The sequence below is a fragment of the Bradyrhizobium sp. 62B genome, assembly GCF_030272265.2.
Taxonomy (GTDB): Bacteria; Pseudomonadota; Alphaproteobacteria; order Rhizobiales; family Xanthobacteraceae; genus Bradyrhizobium.
Genome location: NZ_CP092841.2, coordinates 1,779,004 through 1,797,181, shown reverse-complemented (window position 1 = coordinate 1,797,181; position 18,178 = coordinate 1,779,004). Strand labels below are relative to the sequence as shown.

At 64.4% G+C, this 18,178-nt stretch carries 18 protein-coding genes; 8 read left to right on the top strand and 10 right to left on the bottom strand.

What is annotated here, in order from left to right; all coding sequences use genetic code 11:
* Positions 1-195: 195 nt before the first annotated feature.
* From ML401_RS08485 to ML401_RS08465, 5 genes are all read left to right on the top strand, one after another.
* The gene (locus ML401_RS08485) at positions 196-1,539 is read left to right on the top strand and encodes an HlyD family secretion protein (protein WP_211419491.1); all 1,344 of its coding nucleotides are present in this window, start codon (positions 196-198) and stop codon (positions 1,537-1,539) included.
* Positions 1,539-3,476 (top strand): glycosyltransferase, encoded by a 1,938-nt coding sequence (locus tag ML401_RS08480; protein WP_249131492.1) that lies wholly within the window; start codon positions 1,539-1,541, stop codon positions 3,474-3,476. Before ML401_RS08485 ends, ML401_RS08480 begins: the two co-directional genes overlap by 1 nt.
* Before the next feature lie 119 nt (positions 3,477-3,595).
* Entirely contained in the window at positions 3,596-4,897 is a 1,302-nt protein-coding gene (locus ML401_RS08475; RefSeq protein ID WP_285811368.1) for a lytic murein transglycosylase, read from the top strand.
* 108 nt (positions 4,898-5,005) lie between these two features.
* On the top strand, positions 5,006-5,509 hold the full coding sequence (locus ML401_RS08470; protein ID WP_285811367.1) for a DUF1993 family protein: 504 nt from the start codon (positions 5,006-5,008) through the stop codon (positions 5,507-5,509).
* Positions 5,510-5,686: 177 nt separating this feature from the next.
* Positions 5,687-6,787, top strand: a complete 1,101-nt coding sequence (locus ML401_RS08465) for an alkene reductase (protein ID WP_285811365.1) — start codon at positions 5,687-5,689, stop codon at positions 6,785-6,787.
* A 90-nt stretch (positions 6,788-6,877) separates the two neighbouring features.
* Here ML401_RS08465 and ML401_RS08460 read toward each other — a convergent pair whose 3' ends face one another.
* From ML401_RS08460 to glpD, 7 genes are all read right to left on the bottom strand, one after another.
* Positions 6,878-8,620 (bottom strand): ABC transporter substrate-binding protein, encoded by a 1,743-nt coding sequence (locus ML401_RS08460; protein WP_194408201.1) that lies wholly within the window; start codon positions 8,618-8,620, stop codon positions 6,878-6,880.
* 130 nt (positions 8,621-8,750) lie between these two features.
* The gene (locus ML401_RS08455) at positions 8,751-9,080 is read right to left on the bottom strand and encodes a DUF2160 domain-containing protein (RefSeq protein ID WP_194406558.1); all 330 of its coding nucleotides are present in this window, start codon (positions 9,078-9,080) and stop codon (positions 8,751-8,753) included.
* Positions 9,081-9,090: 10 nt separating this feature from the next.
* Positions 9,091-9,897: a carbohydrate ABC transporter permease gene (locus ML401_RS08450; protein ID WP_194406557.1), complete on the bottom strand. Its 807-nt coding sequence runs from the start codon at positions 9,895-9,897 to the stop codon at positions 9,091-9,093.
* On the bottom strand, positions 9,897-10,799 hold the full coding sequence (locus tag ML401_RS08445; RefSeq protein ID WP_194406556.1) for a carbohydrate ABC transporter permease: 903 nt from the start codon (positions 10,797-10,799) through the stop codon (positions 9,897-9,899). The genes ML401_RS08450 and ML401_RS08445 overlap by 1 nt, the downstream gene beginning before the upstream one ends.
* Positions 10,799-11,884 carry an ABC transporter ATP-binding protein gene (locus tag ML401_RS08440; protein WP_194406555.1) on the bottom strand — a complete coding sequence of 362 codons (1,086 nt, stop codon included), beginning with the start codon at positions 11,882-11,884 and terminating at the stop codon, positions 10,799-10,801. The genes ML401_RS08445 and ML401_RS08440 overlap by 1 nt, the downstream gene beginning before the upstream one ends.
* 14 nt (positions 11,885-11,898) lie before the next feature.
* The gene (locus tag ML401_RS08435; RefSeq protein ID WP_285811363.1) at positions 11,899-12,975 is read right to left on the bottom strand and encodes an ABC transporter ATP-binding protein; all 1,077 of its coding nucleotides are present in this window, start codon (positions 12,973-12,975) and stop codon (positions 11,899-11,901) included.
* A complete protein-coding gene (glpD, locus tag ML401_RS08430) occupies positions 12,972-14,513 on the bottom strand; it encodes a glycerol-3-phosphate dehydrogenase (protein WP_212065628.1) in 1,542 nt (513 codons plus the stop codon). Before glpD ends, ML401_RS08435 begins: the two co-directional genes overlap by 4 nt.
* 288 nt (positions 14,514-14,801) lie before the next feature.
* Between glpD and ML401_RS08425 the strand changes: the two genes are divergently transcribed.
* Together ML401_RS08425 and ML401_RS08420 are read left to right on the top strand one after the other, a co-directional pair.
* Entirely contained in the window at positions 14,802-15,053 is a 252-nt protein-coding gene (locus tag ML401_RS08425; RefSeq protein WP_259218836.1) for a type II toxin-antitoxin system Phd/YefM family antitoxin, read from the top strand.
* Positions 15,053-15,469 (top strand): type II toxin-antitoxin system VapC family toxin, encoded by a 417-nt coding sequence (locus tag ML401_RS08420; RefSeq protein WP_285811360.1) that lies wholly within the window; start codon positions 15,053-15,055, stop codon positions 15,467-15,469. Before ML401_RS08425 ends, ML401_RS08420 begins: the two co-directional genes overlap by 1 nt.
* Positions 15,470-15,471: 2 nt before the next feature.
* Here the strand turns inward: ML401_RS08420 and ML401_RS08415 are convergent, their stop codons facing one another.
* Together ML401_RS08415 and ML401_RS08410 are read right to left on the bottom strand one after the other, a co-directional pair.
* Positions 15,472-16,317, bottom strand: coding sequence for a DeoR/GlpR family DNA-binding transcription regulator (locus ML401_RS08415; RefSeq protein WP_194406550.1), 846 nt, complete (start codon positions 16,315-16,317; stop codon positions 15,472-15,474).
* A 92-nt stretch (positions 16,318-16,409) separates the two neighbouring features.
* Complete coding sequence (locus ML401_RS08410) at positions 16,410-17,084, bottom strand: HAD family phosphatase (RefSeq protein WP_285811359.1); 675 nt, start codon at positions 17,082-17,084, stop codon at positions 16,410-16,412.
* Between the two features lie 152 nt (positions 17,085-17,236).
* Here ML401_RS08410 and ML401_RS08405 point away from each other — a divergent pair, with 152 nt between their 5' ends.
* The gene (locus tag ML401_RS08405) at positions 17,237-17,686 is read left to right on the top strand and encodes a nuclear transport factor 2 family protein (protein ID WP_249157397.1); all 450 of its coding nucleotides are present in this window, start codon (positions 17,237-17,239) and stop codon (positions 17,684-17,686) included.
* A gap of 223 nt (positions 17,687-17,909) precedes the next feature.
* Here the strand turns inward: ML401_RS08405 and ML401_RS08400 are convergent, their stop codons facing one another.
* The gene (locus ML401_RS08400) at positions 17,910-18,101 is read right to left on the bottom strand and encodes a hypothetical protein (RefSeq protein ID WP_285811357.1); all 192 of its coding nucleotides are present in this window, start codon (positions 18,099-18,101) and stop codon (positions 17,910-17,912) included.
* Positions 18,102-18,178 lie beyond the last annotated feature (77 nt).

Genomic DNA, 18,178 nt, shown 5'->3' with positions numbered 1-18,178 from the left:
ATCCATCTCGCATCAGGACTGGGGCAGCAGCCTTGCTTGCCTCGCTAAACCTTGATCGGGATTTGCGCAAAAACGCGCGTGGACGCTTAGCAATCTGGAAAGCGCAATCTCGCTTAAGTCGCGTTAGCCCGGCACACCACGCGGTGGTTGCGCATTGACCGGTTCCGTTGGCACCCCGTCAGCAAGGTGACCGCCATGATGGACCGCTCGCCCGCTTCCGTCGATCCCGCATCCGCTCCCTCTCCTCACGACACCAGGACCGACGCGAAGGGATTGCAGGAAGCGTTGTACGAGCAGATGTTCGCCAACGACGAGCCCGGCCACGCAGCCGAAGCGCCGATCGCGCCGGACGCGCCGCGTCGCTGGTCCCACCTGCGGCGCAGCACCAAGATCGTCATCGGACTTGCCATCATCGCGATTTTCGGTTGGCTGCCGCTGCGCGCGTTGTGGGAGAATTCGAGCGTCGAGGCGGTGCTGAATTCGCGCCTCGTCACCCTGCGCACGCCGATTGGCGGGCGCGTATCGGCCGTCCGGCACGTCACCGATCAGGCCAGGCTCGATGCCGGAACCGTGGTCCTGCGCGTCGTGAACTCGCGCGGCGACCGCACCCGGCTCGACGATCTCCGGCGGCAGAAAGCGCGCCTCGAGAACGAGCGGCCGAGCCTTGCCGCAAAACTTGCCTTGGCTCAGGCCGCGCAAAAGGATCTGGCGCGGCAGGCCGCGCAATTCCGCGAGGGACGCGTGCTGCAGCTCGAGGCCCGTATCGCGGAGATCCAGACCTCGATCGAAGCAGCGGCCGCGCGGCGGGACGAGGCGAGCGCCGCAGTGGAACGTGCCTCCTCGCTGGCGAAATCCGGCAACGTCTCGACCGTTGAGCTGGCCCGCCTGACACGCGAGCTCTCGGTGTCGCAGCAGACCGAGCTCGGCGCGCGCAAGCGGCTGGATGCCGCCAAGGTCGAGCTTGCCGCCGCACAGAATGGCTCGTTCCTCGGCGACAGCTACAACGACCGGCCCAGCTCGGTGCAACGCGAGGAGGAGATGCGTCAGCGCGCCGGCGACCTCGAGGCCGATCTTGTCCGCGGCGACACCGAGATCGCCTGGCTCGGCAACGAGATCATCGTCGAGGAGGTTCGCTTCGCCGATCTCTCCGAGGCCAACATCACGACGCCCGTCGCGGGCCGCGTCTGGGAGATGATGACCTCACCGGGGGAGGACGTGCAGGCCGGCCAGCCCCTGCTCAAGGTGCTCGATTGCAGCGGTGCCGTCATCACCGCCAACGTCACCGAAAGCGTCTACAACCGCTTGCAGCTCGGCGACCGCGCGACGTTCGAGCCGAACGACGGCGGCGAGGCGATCTCCGGTGCCGTCGTCAATCTGACCGGTGCCGCCGGCGCGCCCGCCAACCTCGCCATCAATCCCGACGCGCTGAGCAAGGAGCCCTATCGCGTGACCGTCGCGCTGGGCGATACCGCCGCGCGCACCTGCACCGTCGGTCGCACCGGACGCGTCGTGTTTGCAAGGCATGAGCCCGCGTCGTGATGGCGGCGCTGACACCCGGCCTGATCACGCTCGGCGCCTTCATGGCGATCGTGCCGCTGTTGCGGCGCGACAGCACGATGGCGCGCTCGTTGCTGGCCATCGTGTCACTCGTTTTCCTGCTCCGCTATCTCCATTGGCGCGTCACGGCAACCCTTCCGCCGCCGCATCTGACGGCCGATGCGGTAATCGGCTATCCCTTCATGCTGCTGGAAGTGGCCTCGCTCGTCGCGGTCACGCTGTCGCTGTTCTTCCTGAGCCGAACGCTCGACCGTACCGGATCGGCCAGGATCGACGGCCGCGCCACCGATCCCGCCGCGCCGCTGATCGACGTTTTCATCTGCACCTACAACGAGGAGCGATCGATCCTGGAGCGCACGATCATCGGCGCGACCGGAATGGAGTACGGCAATTACCGGGTCTGGGTGCTCGACGACGGCCGCCGGCCGTGGCTGCGGCGCCTGTCGGGCGAGCTCAACTGTCACTATCTCACGCGCCGCGACAACCATCACGCCAAGGCCGGCAACATCAACCATGCCCTCAGGCATGTCGGCACGCTATCGGAGCGGCCTGACTTCATCGCCATCCTCGACGCCGACTTCGTGCCGCGGCCCGACTTCCTCGCGCGAACCGTCTCGCTGATGGACGATGCCTCGGTGGGCGTGGTGCAGACACCGCAGCACTTCATCAATCCCGATCCAATCCAGACCAACCTTGCCGCAACCGACGTCTGGCCGGACGAGCAGCGGTTCTTCTTCGACATCCTGATGCCGGCAAAGGACGCCTGGGGCGTCGCCTTCTGCTGCGGCACCTCATCGCTCATTCGATACGACGGACTGGTGCAGATCGGCGGCTTTCCAACCGAGTCCGTGACGGAAGACTATCTTGTGACGTTGCGCCTGAAGGAATTCGGCCTCACCACGGTCTATCTTAACGAGCGGCTGACGATCGGGCTCGCGCCGGAGGGGCTGAAGGAATACATCACCCAGCGCGCGCGTTGGTGCCTTGGCTTCATGCAGATCGTCCGCGGCCGCAGCGGACCGCTCTCGCAGGAGTCTAAACTCTCCTTCATCGACCGACTCTCCCTTGTGGACGCCTTCATGAGCTGGTCGGCAGTCTACGTTTCGAAGGTGGCCGGGCTCGTGGTGCCATGGCTGTTCCTGCTGTTCGGCATCAAAGCCGTGCAGGCGAACCTCACCGAACTGCTACGCTTCTTCCTGCCGTTCTACGTCTGGCACGGTCTCACCATGGCCTGGCTGTCGCGCGGCCGTTCGCTCGCCATGATGACGGACGTGTCGCAACTCATCGCCGCGCCCGCGGTGCTCAAGGCCGTCGCCACCGGTCTGACGAAGCCGAAAGGGCATAAATTCAAGGTGACTGCGAAGGGCGGCGACCGCGACAGGCGATTTGTCGAATGGCCGCTGCTGCGGCTCTATGGCTGCGCCCTTCTCATCACGCTCGCCGCCATCGCCTATGCCTTCATCCTGCACCTTCGCGGCGAGAACATCGCCTATGGCGGACTGGCGCTGGCCTGGAGCCTCTACAACGCGCTCATCCTCACCGTGGTCTGCTTCGTCTGCATCGAGCAGCCGCGCAAGCGCAAGGCGGAGCGTTTCGATCGCAACGAGGCCATCCTCCTACGTCAGGCCGGCAAGTCGCATCTGGCGCGGCTCGCCGACATCTCCATCACCGGCGCCCGGCTGATCGATCCCGATCCGCCGCTCCCCGGCAGCACGATCGAATGCAAGATCTACGGCCGCTCGATCGCGGCCGTCGTGGTCCGACGCACCACGGATGGATTTGCCGTGCGGTTTGAGGAGGGGATGGACACGCGCGTGCATGCGATCAGAGCGTTTTATGCCGGCGAATATGTCCGCGCATATCGGGGCGTCAGGGCACTTCCGGTCGGGAAGGCGCTGCTGATGCGGCTATTCGGCTAATCCCCGCGACAGCGGCTCGCTCGCATGCCAAGCGGCACGGCATGGAAAGGATGGTCTGGAGCCGTCACTTCACCTAAACTTCGGGCGAATCCACGCCTGCCCTCCCCGCCGGAACCCCTATGCTCCAGATCCGATTTGCGATTGCGGCCGCCGCGCTCCTCGCATGCTCCGCCAGCGCCTCCGCCCAGCTCCAGCAGCCGCCCGCCAGGCCTGTCGCGCCAAAAGCCTCCGTGCCCTCGCCGCGCGCGGCTTCTTGTCATAATGGCGCGAGCTTCGATCGCTTCCTGGCCGACGTGAAGAGCCAGGCGGTGGCGGCCGGCGTGTCGCAGCGGACGATCGCGGAGGCCTCGCCTTATCTCATCTACGATCAAGGAATCGTCAACCGCGACCGCGGCCAGCGCGTGTTCGGCCAGCTCTTCACCGAATTCGCCGGACGCATGGCCGCGCCCTACCGCATGCAGAACGGCCAGCAGCACATCAAGCAACATGCGGCCGCGTTCGCGCGCGCCGAGAAGGAATATGGCGTACCGCCGGCGGTGATCGCCGCATTCTGGGGGCTGGAAAGTGACTTCGGCGCGAACATGGGCAATCTGCCGACGCTGAAATCGCTGGTGTCGCTCGCCTATGACTGCCGCCGCTCCGAGATGTTCGTGGGCGAGACCATCGCCGCGCTGAAGATCATCGACCGCGGCGATCTGCATCCCGACGAGATGATCGGCTCCTGGGCCGGCGAGCTCGGGCAGACCCAATTCCTGCCGGTGCATTACGCCAACTACGCCGTGGACTATGACGGCGACGGGCGTCGCGACCTGTTGCGCTCGCCGGCCGACGTGATCGGCTCGACCGCGAATTACATCGCCAGCGGCTTGAAGTGGCGGCGCGGCGAGCCGTGGCTGGAGGAGATCAAGGTGCCGCCGAACCTGCCGTGGGAGAAGACCGACCTCACGGTAAAGGAGCCGCGCTCGACCTGGGCGCAGCTCGGCGTCACCTATCCCGACGGCCGTCCCCTGCCGAACGACAATCTGCCGGCGTCCGTGCTGCTGCCGATGGGGCGCTTTGGGCCGGCTTTCATGGCCTATGCGAATTTCGCGGCCTACACCGAGTGGAATAACTCGCTGATCTATTCGACCACGGCGGGCTATCTCGCCTCGCGCATTGCGGGTGCAGCTCCCATGCGCAAGCCGGCCCAACCGGTCCCGCAGTTGCCGTTCAACGAGCTCAAGGAATTACAGCAGCTCCTGGTGCGTGCCGGCTTCAATGTCGGCAAGGTCGACGGCGTGATGGGCCAGCAGAGCCGCACCGCCGTGAAGGCGATGCAGATCAAGTTCGGCCTGCCCGCGGATTCCTGGCCGACCGCCGAGCTGCTGGCACGGCTGAGCGGCAGCACGGCACAGGCGCAGCCGGCGGGCGTGGTGCGGTAGAATTTTCGCACCGCACAAGCCCTCCCCGCGATTGTATTTTTCCATGAGCCTCCCATGTGAGTGGATCAGGTTTTCTCCTGAGGTTTCCCATTCACAAGCGAGCATCACATGTCCTTCTACGACGCGGTCGTCCCTGCCTATTTGCAAATGCTGAACAGCGTGACCGGGCTGCTTACCAAAGCCGAGGCGCATTGCGCGGCCAAGAAGATCGATCCCAGCGTCCTGCTCGGCTCGCGCCTGTTTCCGGACATGCTGCCGCTATCGAAGCAGGTCCAGCTCGTCAGCGATTTCGCCGCCAAGGGCTGTGCCCGGCTGACGCATAGCGAGGTCCCCTCGACGCCCGACACCGAGACGAACTTCGCGGAGTTGAAGCAGCGGCTGGCGAAGACCATCGACTACGTGAAGTCGTTCAAGCCGGAGCAATTCGAGGGCGCGGAGACCAAGGACGTCACCTTCCCCGCCGGCCCGGACAAATCCATCACCATGAAAGGCCAGCAATTCCTGAGCGCCTTCTCGCTGCCGAATTTCTATTTCCACGCCACGACGACCCACGCAATCTTGCGCCACAACGGCGTCGAGATCGGCAAGCGCGATTTCATGGGCGCGAACTGATTTGCCAAATCGCACGGTTGCGCGGTGGAATTCTCCTGCCGCAGCCGGAATTGCACATGAATCATGCTACGCGGCCCGGCCGCGTAGCTAGCCTGCGCTTTGAGTATGGCTCCGCCCTTGCGCCTGATGTCGCGATGCACAAGTGTTCCTGACCTTTCACCGTCTGGAACATCGCAAATGAGCCGTTCGACCAAATTGTTTGAGACCCACAAGCTCGGCCCGATCACGCTGGCCAACCGCCTCGTCATGGCGCCGCTGACGCGCAACCGAGCCGTGCCCGGCACGTTCGTACCCGGCGCGCTCGCCGCCGAGTATTACGGCCAGCGCGCCTCCGCAGGGCTTCTGATTACCGAAGCGAGCCAGGTCTCACAGCAGGGCCAAGGCTACCAGGACACCCCCGGCATCTACAGCAAGGATCAGGTCGCCGGCTGGCGCAAGGTCACCGACAAGGTCCATGAGCGTGGCGGCAAGATCTTCATCCAGCTCTGGCATGTCGGCCGCATCTCGCATGTCGATCTGCAGGCGAATGGCGCCGCCCCGGTGGCGCCGAGCGCGATCCGCGCCAAGGGCAAGACCTTTGTGAACGGTACCTTCGCCGACGTCTCCGAGCCGCGCGCGCTGGAGCTCGGCGAGCTTCCAGGCATCATCGACGACTTCAAGCGTGCCGCCAAGAACGCGCTGGAGGCCGGCTTCGACGGCGTCGAAATCCACGGCGCCAACGGTTATCTGCTCGACCAGTTCGCCAAGGACGGCGCCAACAAGCGCACCGATGCCTATGGCGGCTCGATCGAAAACCGCGCGCGGCTGATGCTCGAGGTGTCCAAGGCCGTTGCCGCTGAAGCCGGCGCCGATCGCACCGGCATCCGCATCTCGCCGGTGACGCCGGCCAACGACATCTCCGACGGCAATCCGCAAGCTTTGTTCGATCACATCGTCGACGGTCTCAGCGCGCTGAAGCTGGTCTATCTCCACGTCGTCGAAGGCGCCACCGGCGGCCCGCGCGACTTCGCCCCGTTCGACTATGCGTCCTTGCGCAAGCGCTTCGCCGGCGCCTACGTCGCCAACAACGGCTACGATTTCGATCTCGCCACCAAGGTGCTGGATGCGAACGCGGCCGACCTCATCGCCTTCGGCAAGCCCTTCATCTCCAATCCCGACCTCGTCGAGCGGCTCAAGCAGGGCGCAGCGCTGAACGACTGGGACAAGAACACGTTCTACGGCGGCGGCGCGAAGGGATATACGGACTATCCGGCGCTGGCGGCCGAGCCGGCGGAGTGATCTTCTCCCTCTCCCCGCAAGCGGGGCGAGGATAAGAAAAAAGGCCGGGATCGCTCCCGGCCTTTCGCATTTGGTGACGCTATTCGCCGCTTACTTGGCTTCCGCGCGCTTCGGGGGAGTCGCCGGCCACGACTTGATCAGGGTGTCGTAGTCGACCGTCTCGCCCTTTGGCTTCTCGTTGGCGAGCTTGCGCTGGGGCGCGATGGTGCCGTCCTTCTCGGCCTTGGCGAACCAGTACTCCGGCTTCTCCTTCTTGTGGAGCTTCGGACCGCAGGCGCCCTGCACGTTGGACTTCTCCAGGCGCTCCATGACGGAGTCCTGAGCCGCCGCGAGAGCATCCATCGCCTGTTGCGGCGTCTTCGCACCGGACGACGCATCGCCGATGTTCTGCCACCACAGCTGAGCGAGCTTCGGATAGTCGGGCACGTTGTTGCCGGTCGGGGTCCACTGCACGCGCGCGGGCGAGCGGTAGAACTCGATCAGTCCGCCGAGCTTGGGCGCACGCTCGGTGAACGACTTGTCCCAGATGTCGGATTCACGGATGAAGGTGAGACCGACATGGCTCTTCTTCAGGCTCACCGACTTGGAGATGATGAACTGGAGATAGAGCCAGGCCGCCTTGCGGCGGTCCGCCGGGGTCGACTTCAGCAGCGTCACGGAGCCGGCGTCCTGGTAGCCGAGCTTCATGCCTTCCTTCCAGTACGCACCGTGCGGCGACGGCGCCATACGCCATTTCGGCGTACCGTCCGCGTTCATCACGGCGATGCCCGGCTTCACCATGTCGGCGGTGAAGGCGGTGTACCAGAACATCTGCTGGGCGATGTTGCCCTGAGCCGGCACGGGGCCTGCTTCGGAGAACGTCATGCCCTGCGCCTGCGGCGGCGCATACTTCTTCAGCCACTCGAGATATTTTGTGATCGAGTAGACCGCGGCCGGACCGTTGGTGTCGCCACCACGTTCGACCGAGGAGCCGACCGGGCGGCAGCCTTCCATGCGGATGCCCCACTCGTCGACCGGCAGACCGTTCGGAATGCCCTTGTCACCGTTGCCGGCCATCGACAGCCAGGCGTCGGTGAAGCGCCATCCGAGCGAAGGGTCCTTCTTGCCATAGTCCATATGGCCGTAGACCTTGACGCCGTTGATCTCCTTGATGTCGTTGGTGAAGAACTCGGCGATGTCCTCATAGGCGGACCAGTTCACGGGCACGCCGAGCTCGTAGCCATACTTGGCCTTGAACTTGGCCTTGTAGTCGGCGTTGGTGAACCAGTCGTAGCGGAACCAATAGAGGTTCGCGAACTGCTGGTCGGGCAGCTGATAGAGCTTGCCGTCCGGACCGGTCGTGAACGACTTGCCGATGAAGTCGTTGACGTCGAGCATGGGATCGGTGACGTCCTTGCCCTCACCGGTCATGTAGTCCGACAGCACGATGGTCTGGCCGTAGCGGAAATGCGTGCCGATCAGGTCGGAATCGTTGATCCAGCCGTCATAGACGTTCTTGCCGGACTGCATCTGGGTCTGCAGCTTCTCGACGACGTCACCTTCCTGGATGAGGTCGTGCTTGAGCTTGATGCCGGTGAGCTCGGAGAACGCCTTGGCCAGCGTCTGCGATTCATATTCGTGGGTGGTGATGGTCTCAGAGACGACGTTGATCTCCATGCCCTTGAAGGGCTCGGCCGCCTTGGCGAACCACTCCAGCTCCTTCTTCTGGTCTTCCTTCGACAGCGTCGAGGGCTGGAATTCCGCGATCCACTTCTGGATCACGGCGTCGTCGGCGGCGCGGACCGGCGCCGAGACGGCGAACGACACCGCGATGATCGCGGCGGCGCTGGACATGGTCAGAAAACTGCTCTTGGTCAATGGACCTTTCCTTCTCCTAAACTGTCGCATGTTGTTCCTCCGTTGCAGCGACAAACTTTTATACAGACCCGGATTGCCCCCGGGCCTGGCCGTCCCTTCGCGAGCTTCAGACCGTGCGGAATATGAGCACGGCCGTCACCAGCGAAATTCCACTTGCGAGCCACAGGCGCGAGATCTCGACGCCGTCCTCGCCGATCGGCAGCGTTGCGATCGCATCGGTGCCGAAGAAGCCGATCCAGAGAAGGTGGATGACGGCCGCCGAGATCAGTGAGATGAACAGGCGATCGCCGCGCGTGGTCGGGATGCGCAGCACACCGACGCGTTCGGCCTCGGGATAGACCGCCGCAAGCCACGTCATCACGGCGAGCGTGCAGGCGAGCGCGGCGAAGAATATCGCCGTCGGCGGCGTCCAGGCCATCCATGCGATGGTTTCCATTGATGCCTCCCTAGACCCGACCGAGCGCGAAACCGCTCGCGATGTAATTGCGGACGAACCAGATCACGAGCGCGCCCGGGATGATGGTGAGCACGCCGGCGGCGGCCAACAGGCCCCAATCCATGCCCGACGCCGACACCGTGCGCGTCATGATCGCCGCGATCGGCTTGGCCGAGACCGAGGTCAGCGTGCGCGCGAGCAGGAGCTCGACCCAGGAGAACATGAAGCAGAAGAAGGCGGCGACGCCGATGCCGCTCGCGATCAACGGCACGAGGATCTTGATGAAGAAGCGCGGGAAGGAATAGCCGTCCAGGAATGCCGTTTCGTCGATCTCGCGCGGCACGCCGGAGACGAAGCCTTCGAGGATCCACACCGCCAGCGGCACGTTGAAGATGCAGTGCGCAAGCGCAACGGCCCAGGGCGTATCGAACAGGCCGATCGCCGAATAGAGGTTGAAGAACGGCAGCGCATAGACCGCGGCCGGCGCCATGCGGTTCGACAGCAGCCAGAAGAACAGGTGCTTGTCGCCGAGGAAGCGGTAGCGCGAGAACGCATAGGCCGCCGGCAGCGCCACCGAGATCGAGATGATGGTATTGAGGACGACGTATTCCAGCGAGTTGATGTAGCCGGAATACCAGCTCTCGTCGGTGAAGATGCGCTTGTAGTGCTGCAGCGTCGGCGTGTGCGGCCACAGCGTCATCGTCGAGACGATCTCGGCGTTGGTTTTGAAGCTCATGTTGACGAGCCAGTAGATCGGCAGCAGCAGGAAGATCAGGAACAGCCCCATGATGAGGCGGCGGCCGGGAATCGAATGCATCACGCGGCTCCTTCCTGGGGCTTCCGCTCGGCGCCCGCATTGGTCATGACGGTGTAGAAGATCCAGCAGACGATCAGGATGATCAGGTTGTAGACCAGCGACAGCGCCGCGGCCTTGCCGAGGTCGAACTGGCCGAGCGCGATCTTGACGAGCTCGATCGACACGAAGGTGGTGGAGTTGCCGGGGCCGCCGCCGGTGACGACGAACGGCTCGGTGTAGATCATGAAGCTGTCCATGAAGCGCAGCAGCACGGCGATCAGCAGCACGCGGTTCATCTTCGGCAGCTGGATCGCCTTGAACACGGCCCAGCGCGAGGCGCCGTCGATCTGGGCGGCCTGGTAATAGGCTTCCGGGATCGACTTCAGGCCGGCATAGCACAGCAGCGCGACGAGGCTGGTCCAGTGCCAGACGTCCATCACGATGACGGTGACCCAGGCGTCGATGTCGTTGGAGACGTAATTGTAGTCGATGCCCGCGGCATTCAGCACATAGCCGAGCAAGCCGATGTCGGGACGGCCAAAGATCTGCCAGATCGTGCCGACAACGTTCCACGGAATCAGCAGCGGCAGCGCGAGGATGACGAGGCAGGCCGCCACCGTCCAGCCCTGGCGCGGCATCGACAACGCGACGACGATGCCGAGCGGCACCTCGATGGCGAGGATCACCATCGAGAAGAACAGGTTACGCCCGAGCGAGGCGAGGAAGCGGCCGCCCAGATCGGTCGAGGGATCGAGCAATTCCTTGAACCAGCCGACGCCGTTCCAGAAGAACTGGTTGTTGCCGAAGGTGTCCTGCATCGAATAGTTCACCACCGTCATCAGCGGCAGCACCGCCGAGAAGGCGACGACCAGGAACACCGGCAGCACCAGGAACCAGGCTTTTTGGTTGACGGTCTTGTCCATCAGGCGGCTCCCTCCACCAGAAGGCTGTCGGCATAGACGTGGACGTGCGACGGATCGAATTTCAGTCCGGCCATGCCGTCCGGACTGGTGAAGCCCGCCGGCGCACGCGCCGCGAGCTTGGCATCGCCGAAGCGCGCGCGCGCGAAACGGATGCGGCCGAGATCGTCGAGGCGCTCGATCTTCGCCGTGAGCAGGCCGGGCGCAGGCGCGACGACCTCGACGAATTCGGGACGGACGCCGATCTCGATCTTGGCGCCGGCAGGCAGATTGTCGTAAGCGCGGTCGAGCGCGATGACGTGGCCGCCGACGATGGCCTCGCGCCCCCTCACCTCCGCCGGCAGGATGTTCATGCCGGGCGAGCCAATGAAATAGCCGACGAAAGTGTGCGCCGGCTTGTCGAACAGCTCGGCCGGGGTGCCGCTCTGCACGACGCGGCCGTCATGCATGACGACGACGGTGTCGGCGAAAGTCAGCGCCTCGGTCTGGTCGTGGGTGACGTAGATCATCGTGAGGTCGAGCTCGCGATGCAGCGCCTTCAGCTTCGAGCGGAGCTGCCATTTCAGCTCGGGATCGATCACCGTCAGCGGCTCGTCGAACAGCACCGCGGCGACGTCGTTGCGCACGAGGCCGCGGCCGAGCGAGATCTTCTGCTTGGCATCCGCCGTGAGACGCGTCGCCTTGCGGTTGAGATAGGGTTCGAGGTCGAGCAGACGGCCGATCTCGGCGACGCGCCGGTCGATATCCGCCTGCGGCACGCCGCGGTTCTTCAGCGGGAACGCCAAATTCTGTCCGACCGTCATGGTGTCGTAGATCACCGGAAACTGGAACACCTGGGCGATGTTGCGCTTCTGGGTTGACAGCGGTGTGATGTCCTTGCCGTCGAACAGGATTTTCCCGCGCGACGGCGTGATGATGCCGGAGATGACGTTGAGCAGCGTGGTCTTGCCGCAGCCGCTCGGGCCCAGCAGCGCATAGGCGCCGCCCTGCCGCCAGGTCATGGTCACAGGCTTCAGCGCAAAGCTCTCCTGCGGCGCATCATTGCCGCCGTAGGAATGCGCGAGATCGACGAGGTCAATGCGGGCCATGGCGCATCTCCCCCTTAGGAGCCCGGCGCGGCGACCAGGCGGTCAGCCGCGTCGAACACAAAGACATCATTGGGATCGAGCACGGCATCGAGCATCTGGCCGGGTTCGAACTCGTGCACGCCGTGCAGCACCGCCACCCAGTTCGATCCGTCGCGGGTCAGATGCACGAAACTCTCCGAACCGGTGATCTCGGTCACCGTAACAGTGGCGTGGAAGGCGTGACGATCGGCCTCGCCATTGGCGAGCGCAAGCTGATGCGCTCGGAAGCCGACGCGATAGGCGCCGTCGGCAAGGCTCGAATAGAGACCGGAGGCGGGCGAAGCCGTGCCGCCGGCATATTGCACGGAGCCGTTCTTCTTCTCGATGCCGACCAGGTTGAGCGGCGGGTCGGAAAACACCTGGGCGACCCGCAGCGTCTGCGGCCGGCGATAGACGTTGGCGGTCTCGCCCATCTGCAGCGCCTGTCCCTCCCACATGCAGACTGTGTTGCCGCCGAGCAGGAGCGCCTCGGTCGGCTCGGTGGTGGCATAGACGAAGATCGCGCCCGAGGCCTCAAAGATCCGCGGCAGCTCGGCGCGCAGTTCCTCGCGAAGCTTGTAGTCGAGATTGGCGAGCGGCTCGTCGAGCAGCACGAGATCGGCGCCCTTGACGAGCGCGCGCGCGATCGCGGTGCGCTGCTGCTGGCCGCCGGAAAGTTGCAGCGGGGTGCGCTTCAGGAACGGCTCGAGCCGCAGCAGCTTTGCGGCCTCCGCTACCCGCGCCTCGATCTCGTCGCGCGGCTTGCCCTGCACGCGCAGGGGCGACGCGATGTTCTCGTAAACCGTGAGCGAGGGGTAGTTGATGAACTGCTGGTAGACCATGGCGACCGAACGCTGGCGCACATCGGCGCCGGTGACGTCCTTGCCATTCACCACCACCTTGCCACTGGTCGGCTTGTCGAGGCCGGCGAGCAGCCGCATGATCGAGGTCTTGCCCGACAGCGTCGGCCCGAGCAGCACGTTCAGCGTGCCGCTCTCGAGCGTCAGCGAGACGTCGCGGATGTGCTCGACACCCTCGACGGTCCGGGTCACGTGGTCGAGTGTCACGGTCATGAGCGTCCTCCCGCTTCCAGCAGGGGACTTTGCGACACCGCGTGGCTCCTGATCCAGTCGTCGAGCACGGCGATCTCGTCGGCAGATAGTCGCAGGCCGAGCTTGGAACGGCGCCAGACCACGTCCTCGGCGGTCACGGCCCATTCATGGGCGATGAGATAGCGGACCTCGCGCTCGGTGAGCGTCGCACCAAAGGACTGGCCGAGATCGGCGGCTGCCTTGGCATCGCCGAGCAGCTTGGCGGCCCTTGTGCCATAGGCGCGGGCGAGACGCCGCGCATGCTCATGGCTGAGGAAAGGATAGCCCCGCTGAAGTTCGGCGATCAGGCCGTCGATGTCGGACACGTTCATGTCACCGCCCGGCAGCGGCCATTTGCCGGTCCAGCCCTCGCGCGCCTTCGCGCTGCGCAAGTAAGGCGCGAGCCGCTCCAGCGCCTCCTCGGCGAGGCGGCGATAGGTCGTGATCTTGCCGCCATAGATCGACAGCAGTGGCGCCCCGCCGGGCGTGTCGAGCTCGAACACGTAGTCGCGCGTCGCAGCCTTGGCCTCGCTGGCACCGTCATCATAGAGCGGTCGCACGCCCGAATAGGTCCAGACCACATCGTCCGGCGTCACCGGCTTGGCCAGATATTCGCTCGCCGCCGTGCAGAGATACTGGATCTCCTCGGGCGTCGCCTTCACCTTGGCGGGATCGCCGTCATAGTCGCGGTCCGTGGTGCCGATCAGCGTGAAATCATCCTGATACGGGATCACGAAGATGATGCGCCCGTCGGCATTCTGGAACATGTAGGCACGGTCGTGGTCGTAGAGCTTTCGGACCACGATGTGCGAGCCCTGCACCAGCCGCACCTTGGCCTTGGCGTTGACGCCCGCGCCGCGGCCGAGCACGTCCTCGACCCAGGGGCCGCCAGCATTGACCAGCGCCTTCGCCTGGATCTGCGAGCGCTCGCCGGTCAGCGTGTTGACCATGCCGACGGTCCAGAGGCCATCGGCCTGGCGGATCTCGGTGGCGCGGGTGCGGGTACGGATCTCGGCGCCCTTGTCGGCGGCATCGCGTGCGTTGAGCACGACGAGGCGGGCATCGTCGACGAAGCAATCCGAATATTCGAAGGCGCGGCTGTAGCGATTCGGGATCAGCGGCTTGCCGACCTCGTCACGCCCGAGATCGACCGAGCGGGTTGCGGGCAGCAGATGCCGGCCGCCAATGTGATCATAGAGGAAGAGGCCGAGGCGCAGCAGCCAGGCCGGGCGTAAGCCAGCGTGATGCGGCAAAACGAAACGCAAGGGGCGGATGATGTGGGGCGCGATGCCCCAGAGGATCTCGCGCTCGATCAGCGCCTCGCGGACCAGGCGAAACTCGTAATATTCGAGATAGCGCAGGCCGCCATGCACCAGCTTGGTCGACCAGGACGATGTCCCGCTCGCCAGATCGTTCATTTCGCACAGGAAGACAGTGTTACCGCGACCCACCGCGTCCCGCGCGATGCCGCAGCCATTAACACCGCCTCCGATGATGGCGAGGTCGAAGATACGCTCCAACAGACGCTTCCCCTGACGGCCGCCCGTTCCTTCGGTCGGCTACTTTCGTTTTTGATTAGATCAAACCGAAAAACGAAAGCAAGATGAAAGAGAGGCGAAAAGAAGCGAAAGCGGAACTTTTTCCACGTCCATAAGGCGAAGAAATCGGCCGACGAACGGGCAAATTTGGCGGCAGACTGCCCAAGAGACGGCCAAGCCATACCCGAAGCATCACCGTCCGCCTTGAATGTAGCAACATAACTACATATTTTGGCTGGTGACATTGCTACGGCGAAGGACGCACTGACGATGGTGACCACTCTGACCAGCCGAGAATTCAACCAGGATACCGGCGGTGCCAAGAAGGCTGCCTCGCAGGGCCCGGTCTTCATTACGGATCGCGGCCGCCCGGCCCATGTCCTGCTAACCTTCGAAGACTATCTGCGCCTGAGCGGCGGGCACATGAGCCTCGCCGAAGCTCTGGCTCAGGCGAACGCGGACTTCGATTTCGATCCGCCTCGCATCGAGGGCGGCATCTCCAGGCCCGCCGATCTCGACTGATGTTTCTGCTGGACACCAATGTCATTTCCGAACTGAGGCGGCCGGACAAGGCTGATCGCAAGGTTCTCGCCTGGGCCAATGCAGTGCCCGCGGCAAATTTCTTCATGTCCGCCATCTCGATTCTTGAAATTCAACTCGGGGCGCGACTGATCGAGCGGAAAGACGCAGTTCAAGGTGCTATCCTGCGAGCCTGGATCGACGATTACGTTCTGGCCCGCTTCGAAGGGCGGATTCTGGCTATCGATACGGCGGTCGCGCAGTGCTGCGCGCAACTTCACGTTCCCAATCCGCGGGCTGAACGCGATGCCCTGATTGCAGCGACCGCGCTTGTTCACGGCTTGACCGTCGTGACGCGCAATGTCGGGGATTTCGAACCTACTGGCGTGGCGCTGCACAATCCGTGGGGCGACGCCTAGTCTTATCGCAGACGCACCACTGGCGCGGCCTCCGGTGCGGCATCCTGGCTATCTGCCGGCGCATCGTCGATGTCCGCGCCCTTCGGCATCGCCGCCATCACCTCGATGCCCTTGCTGTGGCAGATGGTGGCGAGACGCTCGGGGAGCTCCTGGTCGGTGACGAAGGTCTGGATCTGCGTGATGTGGGCGATGCGCACCGGCGCGCTGCGACGCAGCTTGGTGGAATCGGCAACCAGCATGACGCTGCGGGCGTTGGCGATGATGGCCTGTGCGACCTGCACCTCGCGATAGTCGAAGTCGAGCAGTGCGCCCTCTTCATCAATCGCGGATGCGCCGATGATGGCGTAGTCGACCTTGAACTGGCCGATCAGCTGCGTCGCGGTCGAGCCGACCACGGCGCCGTCGGCGCGCCGCACCGTGCCGCCGGCAACCACGACCTCGATGCGGGGGTGGCGATAGAGCAGCATCGCGACGTTGAGGTTGTTGGTGATGACGAGGAGATCCTCATGCGAGGTGAGCGCGCTCGCAACCTCCTCCGTCGTGGTGCCGATATTGATGAAGAGCGAGCAGCCGTTCGGGATCAGCGAGGCGGCGGCGGCTCCGATCGCCTTCTTCTCGTCGGCGGCGACGAAGCGGCGCGCCTCATAGGCGAGGTTCTCGACGCCGGAGGCGATAATGGCGCCGCCATGGATGCGGGTCAGCGAGCGCCGCTCGCAGAGGTCGTTGAGATCTTTTCGGATGGTCTGGGCCGAGACCTCGAAGCGGCGCGCGAGCTCCTCGACCATGACGCGGCCCGAGGCGCGCGCGATGTTCAGGATTTCGGCTTGGCGATGGGTCAGTCCGGTCACGGCAAGGGCCTCAAATCAGGAAGCGGCATGGTGCGGCGGTTCGCAGCGGCGGTCAATGCGCGCCTCGATCACGGTTAACGGATGAGGCGGGCTCACCATGCCATCGCGGCGGTAAGGCGCACGAGCAGGTCCGGATCGTCGAACGCGCTCGCAGAGGCAATTGCGCCGGCACCGACAAGGTCGGCGTGGCTGAGGCTGGTCCGGATTCCGATCGTCGGAATGCCGGCGGCGGCGGCCGATTGCACGCCGGAGCGGGAATCCTCGAACGCAACCGAAGCCGCCGCACTGGCTCCGACGAAGCGCAACCCCTCCTGATAGGGCAGCGGATGCGGCTTGCCGTGCGGCAGCTCGTCGCCGATCACGATCGCCTTGAACCGCGCGGTGATGCCGAGGCCCGACAGCAGCAGCTCGGCGTTGAGACGCGGCGCATTGGTCACGGCAACCATGGGAACGCCGGCCGCGTCTGCGCGGTCGAGCAATGCCATCAGCCCTGGCAACGGTTCGATCTGCCCCGCCACGAGGTCACGGAAGATCGCTTCCTTCTCGGCGAGGATCGCGGCGCGCCGCTCCGGCGTTTCGTCGGGCAGAAAGCGGTCGCCGATCGATACGTTGGCGAAGCCTTGCAGCTCCCTGGAGAAGCGCGCGTGGTCGAACACATGGCCGCGGGGACCGAGCACCTGGTTGAAGGCCTCGAGATGCAGCGGGTCGGTGTTGGCGAGCGTGCCGTCGATGTCGAACAACAATGCCCTGCCGATTGCTTCGATCATTTCCCTACTTTCCCAAATCCGCCACGCATCAATGCGAAAGGCGTATCAATACGGGCTCGAGCGCAATGGCGCATCCCCATGACGACAATGCAGCACTCGACAAAGTCGCGCGCGGCTGCAACACTCCTCGCAAGATCAAAAAGGAGGAAACGATGATCAACCGACGCGACCTTGCTCTTTCGACTCTTGCCGTCTCCGCGCTTGCGCTCACCGCACCGGCGCTCGCCGCCTCGGCAGACGAAGAGGCGGTGGCGAAAAAGGTCGAGGCCTTCCGTCTCGCCCAGATCGCAGCTGATCCGAAGGCGCTCGGCGCGTTGTGCTGGGACGATCTCAGCTACAGCCATTCCAGTGGCAAGGTCGAGGACAAGGCGACGTTCGTTGCCAACGCCACCGACGGCAAATCCAAATTCCTGTCGATCGAGTACAAGGACCCGACCATCAAGGTCGTCGGCCCCGCCGCGATCGTCCGCTTCCACTGGCTGGGCGAGCAGGAGATGGCGGCCGACGGAAAGAAAGTATCGACCAATCTTCACATCCTGATGAACTGGCAGAAGCAAGGCGACGAGTGGAAGCTGCTGTCGCGGGCTGCAACGAAGTTGTGATGACGCTCTTGCCCTCTCCCCTTGTGGGAGAGGGTGGCTCGCCGCGACGGCGGCGAGACGGGTGAGGGGCTGCCTCAGCGAGTTAGTCTCTCAGGTTTTGAATTCGCCGATAGAACCCCTCATCTGGCGCTTCGCGCCACCTTCTCCCGCAAGGGGAGAAGAAAGTATCAAGGGCGGCAAAAAATTCCGCCCACATTTCGCGGGCCGATCGACCGGCGGGCGCTTACGCCGCTTCCTTCACATCTCCGTTCACCAGCTTGCGCGCGGCGCGCTCGGCTTCGCGCGCGTTGCGGAAGAGCTGGCCTTCGAGACGGTTGAATCGGTGGGACGAGGCGAAGAAGCAGTAGTCCCCGGAAGAACGAACGACGATACCTGCGGTCTGCGAGTCGACTTCGATGATGTAGCTGTCCGGCATAGTCCGTGGATTCCTCAGTGCGGGCAAATAACGGTGCTCCTGCCCAAAGGTTCCCAGGGCATTTGAGGCCGTTACCA